General features: G+C 58.0%; 10 protein-coding genes. 9 read left to right on the top strand and 1 reads right to left on the bottom strand.

Translation table 11 applies throughout. The annotated features are described in order from the left end of the window. From T18_RS27255 to T18_RS15885, 6 genes are all read left to right on the top strand, one after another. On the top strand, positions 1-223 hold a 223-nt coding region (locus T18_RS27255; RefSeq protein ID WP_210187538.1), incomplete at its 5' end, for a hypothetical protein. Continuing rightward, entirely contained in the window at positions 207-1,157 is a 951-nt protein-coding gene (locus T18_RS15905; protein WP_003516858.1) for a phosphoribosylaminoimidazolesuccinocarboxamide synthase, read from the top strand. The genes T18_RS27255 and T18_RS15905, both read left to right, overlap by 17 nt. 2 nt (positions 1,158-1,159) lie before the next feature. Next, a complete protein-coding gene (locus T18_RS15900; RefSeq protein ID WP_019566104.1) occupies positions 1,160-1,819 on the top strand; it encodes a TetR family transcriptional regulator in 660 nt (219 codons plus the stop codon). A 198-nt stretch (positions 1,820-2,017) separates the two neighbouring features. Further along, a complete protein-coding gene (locus T18_RS15895) occupies positions 2,018-3,220 on the top strand; it encodes an efflux RND transporter periplasmic adaptor subunit (protein ID WP_025594474.1) in 1,203 nt (400 codons plus the stop codon). A 53-nt stretch (positions 3,221-3,273) separates the two neighbouring features. After that, positions 3,274-6,363, top strand: a complete 3,090-nt coding sequence (locus T18_RS15890; protein ID WP_003516853.1) for an efflux RND transporter permease subunit — start codon at positions 3,274-3,276, stop codon at positions 6,361-6,363. A 149-nt stretch (positions 6,364-6,512) separates the two neighbouring features. Further along, positions 6,513-7,955: an efflux transporter outer membrane subunit gene (locus tag T18_RS15885; protein ID WP_003516851.1), complete on the top strand. Its 1,443-nt coding sequence runs from the start codon at positions 6,513-6,515 to the stop codon at positions 7,953-7,955. Between the two features lie 111 nt (positions 7,956-8,066). Here T18_RS15885 and efp read toward each other — a convergent pair whose 3' ends face one another. After that, positions 8,067-8,636 (bottom strand): elongation factor P, encoded by a 570-nt coding sequence (gene efp, locus T18_RS15880; protein WP_003516849.1) that lies wholly within the window; start codon positions 8,634-8,636, stop codon positions 8,067-8,069. Between the two features lie 250 nt (positions 8,637-8,886). On the opposite strand from efp, the gene epmA reads away from it, so the two are divergent. From epmA to T18_RS15865, 3 genes are all read left to right on the top strand, one after another. Beyond that, positions 8,887-9,951, top strand: a complete 1,065-nt coding sequence (gene epmA / locus T18_RS15875) for an EF-P lysine aminoacylase EpmA (RefSeq protein WP_025594477.1) — start codon at positions 8,887-8,889, stop codon at positions 9,949-9,951. Continuing rightward, on the top strand, positions 9,948-11,012 hold the full coding sequence (locus T18_RS15870; protein WP_038492232.1) for a lysine-2,3-aminomutase-like protein: 1,065 nt from the start codon (positions 9,948-9,950) through the stop codon (positions 11,010-11,012). Before epmA ends, T18_RS15870 begins: the two co-directional genes overlap by 4 nt. 379 nt (positions 11,013-11,391) lie before the next feature. Next, positions 11,392-11,580 carry a hypothetical protein gene (locus T18_RS15865; RefSeq protein WP_003516843.1) on the top strand — a complete coding sequence of 63 codons (189 nt, stop codon included), beginning with the start codon at positions 11,392-11,394 and terminating at the stop codon, positions 11,578-11,580. The last annotated feature ends 238 nt before the right edge of the window (positions 11,581-11,818 follow it).

The raw sequence follows: 11,818 nt of genomic DNA, 5'->3' as shown, positions 1-11,818 counted from the left end.
ACACACCTATCGTCAAAAAACTGACATTTTTGCTAAACCTATGAAAATAAAAGATAGTTTCAAGGCGGACCGCAAGGGAGGGCAAGAGGAGCCTCCTGTATGTGCCGACTGGTTCTGTTTCGGGAAACATGCAATAGGAACGGATAAGAGTTTCAGCCAGACTGGGGCGTCCGACGCCCCTTATAGCCTTAAGAATTGGAGAGCCCGTGCGCATTCTCGATGAAGCCGTCATTCCCGAGCTGCCGAATTACTACCGTGGCAAGGTGCGTGAAAACTACGATCTGCCCGACGGCAACCGCATTATCATATCAACCGATCGCCTCAGCGCATTCGACCGCATCCTCACCTGTGTTCCTTATAAGGGGCAGGTATTGACCCAGACGGCACGCTACTGGTTCGAGCAGACGAAGGATATCTGCCCCAACCACGTGGTCAGCTATCCCGATCCGAATGTCGTCATCGGCAAGAGGCTTGAAATATTGCCGGTCGAAGTGGTGGTTCGCGGTTATCTGGCCGGCACCACCGGCACATCTATCCTGACCCTTTATAAGAAAGGCCAGAGACAGATGTACGGCATGAGCCTGCCGGACGGGATGAAGGACAACCAGATCTTGCCCGAGCCGGTGATCACGCCGACGAGCAAGGCCTTTGATGGTGGTCACGACGAGCCGTTGACGCCGGCCGAGATCGTGGAGAAGAAACTTCTGACGCAGGAGCAATGGGACACGCTTTCCCGTTACGCGCTCGCACTGTTCAAACGCGGACAGGAGATTGCCGCAAAGCAGGGCCTCATCCTCGTCGATACGAAATACGAATTCGGCACCGATGAAAACGGCACGATCATTCTGGCCGACGAAATCCACACGCCTGACAGCAGCCGCTACTGGATGGCTGAAACCTATGAAGAGAGCTTCCGCAACGGCGCACGGCCGGCAAGCTTCGACAAGGATTTCGTGAGAGCCTGGGTTGCCGAACGCTGCGATCCCTATAAGGACGACGTTCCGGAAATTCCGCAGGAACTCGTATTGCAGACGTCAAGGGTATATATTGATGCATACGAACGCATCACCGGACAAAGCTTCGTTCCCGACGATAGCGGTGAGACGCCGCTGGCAAGAGTACGCCGGAACCTGGAGCAATTTTTCCCCGGAGTCTGACCTTGAGCAAAACGATCGAACAGGCGAGAAAGGGTGACAGGAGGAACGACGTTCCTGTCAAGCGCCGGCCTCGCCGTTCCGCCGAAGAGACGCGGCGGGACATTCTTGCCAAAGCCGAAGAACTTTTTCGCGAGCGCGGGTTCAATGCAGTGGCGATTGCCGATATCGCCGCAGCACTAGGCATGTCGCCCGCGAACGTCTTCAAGAACTTCAATTCGAAGAATGCGCTCGTCGATGCCATCGGGTTTGAGCAGATCGGTGCATTCGAGCGGGAAATCCACCCGCTCGATAAAAGTCATGCACCAGTTTCAAGGCTGCGCCATCTCGCCCGCACCCTGATGGAACAACACCATCAGAACCTCAACGACAATCCCTATATATTCGAAATGATCCTGATGACGGCCAAGCAGGACATGAAGTGCGGTGACTATTACAAATCCGTCATAGCAAACCTGGTGGCCGACATTATTCGCGATGGCGTGGATAAGGGAATTTACGCCCCCGCCGACATCCCGCCTCTGGCGGAAACCGTTCTCCACGCACTCGCGAGCGTCATCCATCCCGTCCTCATCGCACGGGAAGATATCGGCAATTTAGCAACACGTTGCGATCAACTGGTTGATTTAATCGAGGCAGGATTGCGCAATCCGCTTGCTAAGTGACGATTCTCAACTTACGTCACCTTCTCGCAATTGCTTGCGAAGCGTGAAAGCCTGCGCTTCTATGCGAATGGCGGTCCGAGCAGATTGAACGAAGAAGGTCCCCATAGGGCCTTCACCCTTCGTCCCTGCACCCGGACCAGCATCCGCCGAGCGACACTGCGCTTATAGTTGAATGCGACCGATACGCAGGGAAGAACAATGAGCCGACGTATTTTACCCCTATTTGCTTCTCTGTGCATGACCGCAGTTCTCGCGGGATGCAGCGATGGCGGCGAAAGCAGCCAGACCGCCGGCCAGGGCGCCGCGCGTCCCCCGTCTCCGGTCAGCATCATTGTGATGAAGACGAGCGAATATCCCCTGACCACCGTTCTTCCCGGCCGCGCGAGCGCGTTCCAGACGGCGGAAATCCGCCCGCGCGTCACCGGCATCATCCGCGATATTCCCTTCAAGGAAGGCAGCGAGGTCAAGCAGGGTGACATTCTCTACCAGATTGAAGACAACACCTATCTGGCAGAAGTGGCACAGGCCAAGGCAAGCGTAGCGAAAGCCGAAGCAAGCGTTCCGAGCGCCCAGGCGAACCTTGCCCGCTACGAGCGGCTGGTCAACAGCGGCGCAACGCAGATCGAATATGAAAACGCCAAGGTGACGCTGCTTCAGGCCGAAGCCGACGTGGCCCAGGCCAAGGCTGCGCTGGAAACGGCTGAGATCAATCTCGATCTCACCAAGGTCCGCGCGCCTTTCGATGGCATCACCAGCGCTACCGCTTTCAGCATCGGCAACGTGGTGACGGCAAACCAGACGACGGCTTTGACGACGCTGCGCCGCATCGATCCGATCTACATCGATCTGATGGAATCCAGCATCAATCTTCTGCGTCTGAAAAAGGCGATCTCGTCGGGCCAGCTAGGCGGCGATACCAAGGAAACCGGCATTCACCTGACGCTGGAAGACGGCACCGAATACAAGCATGACGGCAAGATCGACATGTCGGACATGGCGGTGAGCGAAACCACGGGCACCTTCTCCATCCGTGCTCTCTTCGATAACCCGGACGATCTTCTGCTTCCCGGCACCTATGTTCGCGCAACGCTGACCATCGGTAAGGAAACGGGTTTCCGCATCCCGCAGCGCGCAGCGAGCCGGAACGCCAATGGCGAACTGACCGCAAAATTTGTCACCGCGGAAAACAAGGTGGAAACGCGCACCTTCCCGTCCAGCCAGCAGTCGGGCAATGCCTGGCTGGTGACGGAAAACGTCAAGGATGGCGACAAGCTCATCGTTGACGGTTTCCAGTGGATTGCCGACGGCGCGACGGTCGCGCCCGTGGAAGTGACCATCGACGATCGCGGTATCGTCGTTCTGCCGCAGCAAGCTCCGCCTGCCGCCGCCCCCTCGAAATAAACATGAGCACGAAACCCTCGGTCGAAGCTCGTAAAAGGTAAGGCAGGACTGCCATGGCCCATTTCTTTATCAGGCGCCCCGTTTTTGCATGGGTTATCGCCATCGTCATCATGCTGGGCGGCGCTCTGGCAATTGTGACGCTCTCCATCTCGCAATATCCCGATATTGCCCCAACGACGGTCCGCGTCAGCGCAACCTATAACGGCGCTAGCGCGGAGACGGTCGAAAAATCGGTGACGACCATCATTGAGGACGGCATGACCGGCCTCGACGATCTCACCTATATGACCTCGTCTTCCTCGACCGGCAGCGCCGAAGTGACACTGACCTTCGGCAACAGCATCCTGCCTGACATCGCGCAGGTTCAGGTGCAGAACAAGCTGCAGCTCGTGCAGTCGCAATTGCCCGACACCGTGCAGCAGCGCGGTATTCAGGTCAGCCGCTCCACATCGAGCATTCTGATGGTGGGTGCGCTGATCTCGACGGACGGCAAGCGCAATTCGGCAGATCTCGGCGACGTGTTCTCCTCGCGCGTTGAAGACCAGATCAAGCGCCTTGAAGGCGTGGGCAGCATCAACGTCTTCGGTTCCGAATATGCGATGCGCATCTGGCTCGACCCGTTCAAGCTCAACAAATACCAGCTGACCACGGCTGACGTCACCGGCGCCATCGAAAGCCAGAACACCCAGGTTTCGGTCGGCTCCCTCGGTGCCGTTCCCGCCGTCCAGGGCCAGCAGCTCAATGTGACGGTGACGGCGCAGAGCCAGCTCACCACTGTCGCCGATTTCGAATCGGTCATCTTGAAGGTTGAGAAGGACGGCGCAACCGTTCGCCTGAGCGACGTGGCCCGCATCGAAATCGGCCAGGAAACCTATGGCGGTGATTCCCGCTCCAACGGCCGTCCTTCCGCCGGTTTCGCGGTCAACCTCGCCACGGGCGCCAACGCGCTCGATACTGCAGCACGTGTCAAGTCCGCACTTACCGCCGTTGAGGGTTCGCTGCCTGCAGGCGTCTCGATCGAATATCCCTACGACACGACACCCTTCGTGAAGCTGTCGATCGAGAAAGTGGTGCATACGCTGATCGAGGCGATCATTCTCGTCTTCGTCGTGCTGCTGGTCTTCCTGCAAAACCTGCGCGCCACCTTCATTCCGATGATCGCCGTGCCCGTCGTGCTCCTCGGCACGTTCGGCATCCTCGCAGTCACCGGATATTCTATCAATACGCTGACCATGTTCGCTATGGTTCTGGCGATCGGCCTTCTCGTGGATGACGCCATCGTCGTTGTTGAAAACGTCGAGCGCATCATGTCGGAAGAGGGCCTGTCGCCGGTCGAGGCGACGGAAAAATCGATGGGCGAGATAACTGGCGCCATCATCGGCATCGCGCTCGTCCTGACCGCCGTGTTTATTCCCATGGCCTTCTTTGGCGGATCGACTGGTATCATCTATCGCCAGTTCTCGATCACGATCGTTTCGGCCATGCTGCTTTCGGCGGTGGTCGCCATCGTTCTGACGCCGGCGCTGTGCGCCACAATGCTGAAGCCCATCGACCATACCAAAAAGCAGCGTGGACCGGGTGCCTGGTTCAACCGCGGCTTCGGCAAGACGACGGACGGCTATGTTTCGTCGATCGGCTATCTGCTGAAGCGGCCCCTGCGCGTGACGATTCTTTTCCTGATCGTCGTCGGCGGCTGCGCCTGGTTCTTCACCAAACTGCCAAGCTCCTTCCTCCCACAGGAAGATCAGGGCGTGCTGCTGACGATCATCCAGACACCGACCGGTTCGAACATCGAACGCACCAACGAGGTGGTAAAACAGGTCGAAAGCTACTTCCGTGAAAAAGAAGCAGCCAATGTCGAATCGGTTTTCGGCGTGCTTGGATTCAGCTTCAGCGGTTCGGGTCAGAACAACGCGATCGTCTTCACCAAGCTCAAGGACTTTTCCGAGCGAACCGCACCCGATCAACACGCCGCCGCCATTGTGCAGCGGGCAATGGGTACGTTCTTCGGCTTCCGCGATGCACAGGTATTCCCGCTTTTGCCGCCGGCAATTCAGGGCATGGGCACGTCGAGCGGTTTCTCCATGTATCTCGTGGATAGCGGCCGCAACGGCACCGACGCTCTGACCGCAACCTCCAAGGACCTGATTGCGCTTGCAACAAGCAATCCAAAGATCAGCTCTCTGCGAAGCGACAGCCAGGACAACGAAACGCAGATGAAGATCATTCTCGATCAGGAAAAGATGGGGGCCATGGGCGTCGATCTTTCCTCCGTGAACCTGATGCTGTCGACGATCTTTGCCGGCCGGGATGTCAACGACTTCACCCTGAACGGTGAGCTCAAGCCGGTCTATGTTCAGGGCGATGCACCCTATCGCATGCAGCCGGACGACCTGAAGTTCTGGTATGCCCGCAACACCAGCGGCGAAATGGTACCTTTCTCCTCCTTCAGCGAGGTGAAGTGGATCAACGCGCCGCCGTCACTGGCACGCTACAACGGTACGGGCGCGATCTCGCTTGAAGGCACCGCCGGCGCAGGCGTTGCTTCCGGCGAAGCCATGGACGAGATGGAACGTCTGACGGCAAGCATGCCAGGCGGTTACACCGTGGCATGGCAGGGCATCTCGTATCAGGAACGCCTTTCCGGCTCGCAGGCGCCCATGCTGTACGCGCTGTCGGTTCTCATCGTGTTCCTTTGCCTGGCTGCCCTTTATGAAAGCTGGTCGATCCCGTTCTCGGTCATTCTGGCTGTCCCGGTGGGTGTCCTCGGCGCTTTGACTGCGGCCCATTTCTTCGGCCAGACGAACGACGTCTACTTCAAGGTGGGCCTGCTGACGACCATCGGCCTTGCCGCGAAAAACGCGATCCTGATCGTTGAATTCGCCAAGGAGAGGCAGGAGCACGGGTTAAGTCTGGTGGAGGCGGCACTGGAGGCGGCGAAGCTGCGCCTGCGCCCGATCATCATGACGTCGCTCGCCTTCATCCTCGGCGTCGTGCCTCTCGCGATCGCAACCGGAGCGGGTTCCGCTGCGCAAAATGCAATCGGTATCGGGGTGCTGGGTGGTATGCTTTCTGCAACACTGCTCGGAATTTTCTTCGTTCCGTCCTTTTTCGTCATCATTCGTCGCCTTTCAAGGCGTTAACAAAACAAAAATGGGCTGTGCCAACCGTTAATACGCTGCTAGAAATATGGCCGATTTGGCAAACGCACGTTTCTAGGGCATATCGACCGCGCAGCCCATTTGTCAGCAAGCCGCGCTTGGTAAGCCAACCAGAGAATTGGGAAAATTATATGCTGTCTATTCGCGCTACTATTCCCCTGACAATGCTACTGCTTTCGGGCTGCGTTGTCGGACCCGACCACAAGACGCCGGAAATTCAATTGCCGGGAAAGTTCGCGGAAGCCGGAAAAACCAGTAATGGCGACATCAGCAGCGTTGCATGGTGGACAGCCTTTAACGACAACCGCCTGAACGGTTACGTCTCCACTGGCCTTGCGCAGAACCTCACCGTCATGCAGGCAATCGAGCGCATCAATCAGGCGCAGGCCCAGGTGATCGTGGACGGCGCCGGCGGCCTGCCGAGCCTGACTGGCAGTGGCAGCCACACGACCAGCGAGACCAAGGGCAGCTACCGAGACGTTCCCGTCACCAACGTGTCCAACGGCAGCCTTAGCGTTTCCTGGTTCCTCGACCTTTTCGGTCGCTATCGCCGGGCAACGGAAAGCGCCGATGCTTCGCTTGACGCCGCGTACTCCACCGTCGACGTTCAGCGCCTGACGCTGATTTCCTCAGTCGCCGCGGCCTATATCGACGTGCGCTATTATCAGGAGCGCCTGGCGATTGCCCGCCAGAACCTGAGTTCACGCCGCGAAACGCTCGATCTGACGAAGCTGCAGCTCGAAGCGGGTGCGGCCTCGCGTCTCGATGTCGTCCAGTCCGAAGGTCTGGTCAATTCAACGCTGTCGCAGATACCCGGCCTCGAAACCAGCTTCCGCAAGTCAGCCCACCGCATCGCGACCCTGCTCGGCATGCCGGCCTCGTCGCTCATCGCCGAGCTGCAGAAGGGCGCACGCCAGCCTGTTGCGCGCGCAGTTCCCCGCACCGGCATCCCGGCCGACCTGATCCGCAACCGTCCGGACATCCGCGTCGCTGAACGCAATCTCGCCGCTGCGGTCGCCACGATCGGTGTAACCGAGGCACAGCTTTATCCAAGCATCGAGCTTGGTGGCGCGATCACCCCGAGCTACAATTTCCTGAGTGGCGGCGGCAGGGGAACGGCCAATAGCTGGTCCTTCGGTCCGAGCCTCACTCTCCCGATCCTCGATGGTGGCAGACTGCGCGCCAATGTCGACATCGCGAACTCGCAAGCACGCGAGCAATATCTCGTCTGGAAGGCAACCGTTCTCAACGCGGTTGAAGAAGTCGAAAACGCCCTGGCCGCCATCAATCGCGACCAGCGTACCGTCGACGCGCTGAGAAAGACTGTCTCATCCTACCAGGAAGCGCTGCAGCTCTCGACAGCCAGCTATCGTGATGGTGCGTCGTCTCTGCTCGACGTTCTGGATGCCCAGCGGTCGGTCTCCGATGCGCAGGCAAACCTTGCAACGGCGATCCAGACGACCGCGCAGGATTATGTCTCGCTCAACGTGGCTCTCGGCGGCGGTTATGCCGTTGGCCAGCCTGTCCCGAAGAAGTCCGCCGGCCCAACCGTGGCCGCTGCGAAGGGCATGTAAGAAACGCCTCAAGGCAAATGAAAAGCCCGCGTCGAGACGCGGGCTTTTTTGTATTCCAGACATAAAAAAGCACCGGTCGCCCGGTGCTTTTTGTTTAACCTGCCGTCAGGCTCAGTTCTTGGCGCGCTCGACGTAGGAATTGTCTTCCGTCGCGATGACCACGCGGATACCGGCGTCGATGTGCGGCGGCACCATGGTGCGGATGCCGTTGGAAAGAATTGCCGGCTTGTAGGAAGAAGAAGCCGTCTGGCCCTTCACAACCGGTTCCGTTTCGACGATTTCCAGCGTGACGTGGCGCGGCAGTTCGACAGCCAGCGGATTGCCTTCGTGAATGGAAAGAACGCAGGTCATGCCTTCCTGCAGATAGGCCTTCTGGTCGCCCATTGTCTCGACATCGACAACGACCTGATCGTAGTTTGCCGGGTTCATGAAGTGAAAGCCTTCGCCGTCTTCATAAAGGAACTGGAAGTTCAGGTCTTCGACGAAAGCGCGCTCGACCTGTTCGGTCGTGCGCCAGCGCTCGGAAACCTTCACGCCGTCAACGATGCGGCGCATGTCAACCTGCGTGACCGGCGTGCCCTTCCCCGGGTGAAAGTTCTGCGCGGTGAGAACAACGTAGAGCTTGCCGTCCACGTCGAGAACATTGCCCTTGCGGACGGATGAGGCGATAACCTTGACCATATGACTTCCTTGTAACTCGATGAAATGCGTCGTAAAGGACTGCGCGATAGCACCGGCCCGGCAGACGTTTTGTCTTTTTTCTGGGGCGCAACTACCTTAAATCCGCGCGAATTGCCAGCCTTCTACAGCAATTCGCGGAAGAGTGCCTAGCGGTTTTCCGCCCGGAATTGCTTTAAATGATGCGATCAGGCGTTTTGCGGGCCGTTTATCCGTAACGAGGCCAGCAGGTAAGACGGAAAAGAAAAAAGAGATGGGCTCAAGCAACGAAACAATGTCGCCCTGGTGGACGCCCGACGTCCATGCTGACCGCCGCGCCTTTCTGCTTGGACGCAACGCGATCCAGTCGGAATTTCGCAGCTATTTCGCGCGCGCGGACTTTCTAGAGGTCGACACCGCCACATTGCAGATTTCTCCTGGCAACGAGGCACATCTGCATGCCTTCGCCACCCAGGGACTGACGCCGGCCGGCGACGCCGCCCCGCTTTATCTCCACACCTCGCCCGAATTCGCCTGCAAGAAATTGCTCGCGGCCGGTGAAGAACGCATTTTCTGTTTCGCCCATGTTTATCGAAACCGGGAAAGAGGCCCCCTGCACCACCCAGAATTCACGATGCTGGAATGGTATAGGGTCGGAGAAACCTACGAGATCCTGATGAAGGACAGCGCCAATCTTCTGGCGCTGGCGGCAGAAACCGCCAAAACAAACAATTTCACCTATCGTGGCCGCAGCGTCGATCCGTTCCTCGAACCGGAACGTCTGAGCGTCGCGGAAGCCTTCGATCGCTATGCGGGAATTGATCTTCTGGCGACGATTGACCGAAACGGCGAGACGGATAGCCAGCACCTTGCCGCAAGCCTCACCAATGCCGGAATTCGTGTGGCTAAGGACGACACCTGGGCGGATATGTTCAGCCGCGTTATCGTGGAGCGGGTGGAACCCGAACTGGGCTTCGGCCGCGCCACCATTCTCGATGAATACCCCACAAGCGAGGCTGCGCTTGCCCGCAAATCGCCCGGGGATGCGCGGGTGGCGGAACGGTTCGAGCTTTATGCGTGTGGCGTGGAACTTGCCAATGCCTTTGGCGAATTGACAGACGCTGCTGAGCAGAGACGGCGTTTCGAAATGGAGATGGTTGAGAAGCAGCGGGTTTACGGCGAGACCTATCCTTTGGACGAGGATTTTCTGGCGGCGCTGGCGATCATGCCGCCGGCAAGCGGCATAGCACTCGGTTTCGACCGACTGGTGATGCTGGCAACCGGCGCGCCCCGAATCGATCTGGTCATGTGGGCACCCGTCGCGGAATACGGACGATGACAAGGCTTGAAACCATCAAGACACCCGAAGCACTTGTTGAGGCGGGGTTGATCAAGACCGAGGCGCTCGAGGACGTGCGCGCGGTGACGCAGCGTTACGCGTTAGCCATCACATCGACAATGGCCGATCTGATGGACAGCCGCGATCCGCAGGACCCCATCGCGCGGCAATTCGTGCCGGACCTAGCCGAACTCGTCCACCTTCCCGAAGAACGGGACGATCCGATCGGCGACGGTGCACATAGTCCCGTCCATGGCATCGTCCACCGTTATCCGGACCGGGTGCTTTTGAAGGCGGTGCATGTCTGCCCCGTCTATTGCCGTTTCTGTTTCCGCCGCGAAATGGTCGGGCCGCAGGGCAACGGCATGATGAGCCCGGAAGAGCTGGACGCCGCATTCGACTATATAAAAGCCAACCCGGCCATCTGGGAGGTCATCCTCACCGGCGGCGATCCGCTGGTACTCTCGGCGCGGCGATTATCCGACCTGATGACGCGGCTGAAAGACGTACCGCACGTCAAGATCGTTCGCTTCCACACCCGTGTACCGGTCGTCGATCCCGAACGAATCGACGGGCCGCTGATCGAGGCATTGAAGGCCAGCGGCAAAACCACCTATGTGGCCCTGCACGCCAACCACGCACGCGAACTTGGGCAAGCAGCCAGAAGTGCTTGCGCGCGGCTGATCGATGCCGGCATCGCCATGGTCAGCCAGACCGTACTTTTGAAGGGCATCAACGATGATTCGGCAATTCTCGCCGAACTGATGCGCGCCTTTGTCGAGAACCGTATCAAGCCCTATTACCTGCACCACCCCGACCTTGCGCCCGGCACCAGCCATTTCCGGCTGACGATAGAAGAAGGTCAGCGAATCGTTTCCGCGTTGCGCGGGCATGTCTCCGGTCTTTGCCAGCCGACCTACGTTCTCGACATTCCGGGCGGTCACGGCAAGGCCACGATCGGCCCGAATGCGGCCGAAAAAACCCGCGATGGCTGCTACTCCGTCTCGGACTTCAACGGAAACGATCATATTTACCCGCCGCCTGCATCCGGCGACGATTAAAAAAAAGCATAAAAAGCCCGCCGTGTCGGGCTTTTCAAAGCGGCGTCGAACGAAAACAAAAATTTCACATTTCCGCCCCGCTCCTGTCATCATAAAGAAAAATATTCTACCTATAACAATCAGCATTGATTTTAATGGTGGTCTGGATTATCAGTGTGGAACTGGAGAGCGAGTCTCCTGATTCCGGATCAACACCAATACAGGGAGTGTGTCATGTCAAAATATATTCGCATCAACGCAATCCTTGGTCTTGAGTCCTGGAATGCTGGATTTAAATCCACGTGTTCCCGCTGCTGTCGAATGTGACCTGACGGTCTCAATTTTCTGAAAATCAGTTCGACAACATGCTGTGTTAATGAGCCACAGCGGGAGTATACCTATGCAAAAGCAAGTTATTGAATTCGCTGGCGAACCCGTCGGCATCGTCATACCGGACAACGACCGGCTGAAGTTCATCGCGGTGAAGTTCCACGTCCACGACCTGGACGAACAGAAGTTCGACAGCGCCGACGATGTGCGGATTGCAATTCGCAATCTCGTGCGCAGCCGGAACCTGGCCGCGGCCTGATGCGGGAAACCCATCACCCGCTCACGGACCTTTCAAAACCAAAGCGCGCCCAATATCGGATCCCGAATACCGGGTCGATGGCGCGCTTTTCTATTGCCTGACAATTCGTCCACTGGTCTGTCATAAACCACGACGGGGTGTATCAATACGCCCTGCACTAAGGTGAAATAGCTTTTTCAAATCCGGATTGGAGTGCAAAAGCCACGCGCTCCTAGAGCTCCCACCTCTCCTCGTTTCT

It is taken from the genome of Rhizobium sp. TBD182, from assembly GCF_001950375.1.
GTDB classification, from domain to species: Bacteria; Pseudomonadota; Alphaproteobacteria; order Rhizobiales; family Rhizobiaceae; genus Agrobacterium; species Agrobacterium tumefaciens.
The sequence above is the reverse complement of the archived record's forward strand: the minus strand, read 5'-3'. Positions and strand labels throughout refer to the sequence as shown.

Coding starts and splice junctions, on each gene's coding strand:
- T18_RS15895 (WP_025594474.1), top strand. CDS start 2,018: ATGAGCCGACGTATTTTACCCCTATTTGCTTCTCTGTGCATGACCGCA.
- T18_RS15890 (WP_003516853.1), top strand. CDS start 3,274: ATGGCCCATTTCTTTATCAGGCGCCCCGTTTTTGCATGGGTTATCGCC.
- T18_RS15885 (WP_003516851.1), top strand. CDS start 6,513: ATGCTGTCTATTCGCGCTACTATTCCCCTGACAATGCTACTGCTTTCG.
- efp (WP_003516849.1), bottom strand. CDS start 8,636: ATGGTCAAGGTTATCGCCTCATCCGTCCGCAAGGGCAATGTTCTCGAC.
- epmA (WP_025594477.1), top strand. CDS start 8,887: ATGGGCTCAAGCAACGAAACAATGTCGCCCTGGTGGACGCCCGACGTC.
- T18_RS15870 (WP_038492232.1), top strand. CDS start 9,948: ATGACAAGGCTTGAAACCATCAAGACACCCGAAGCACTTGTTGAGGCG.
- T18_RS15865 (WP_003516843.1), top strand. CDS start 11,392: ATGCAAAAGCAAGTTATTGAATTCGCTGGCGAACCCGTCGGCATCGTC.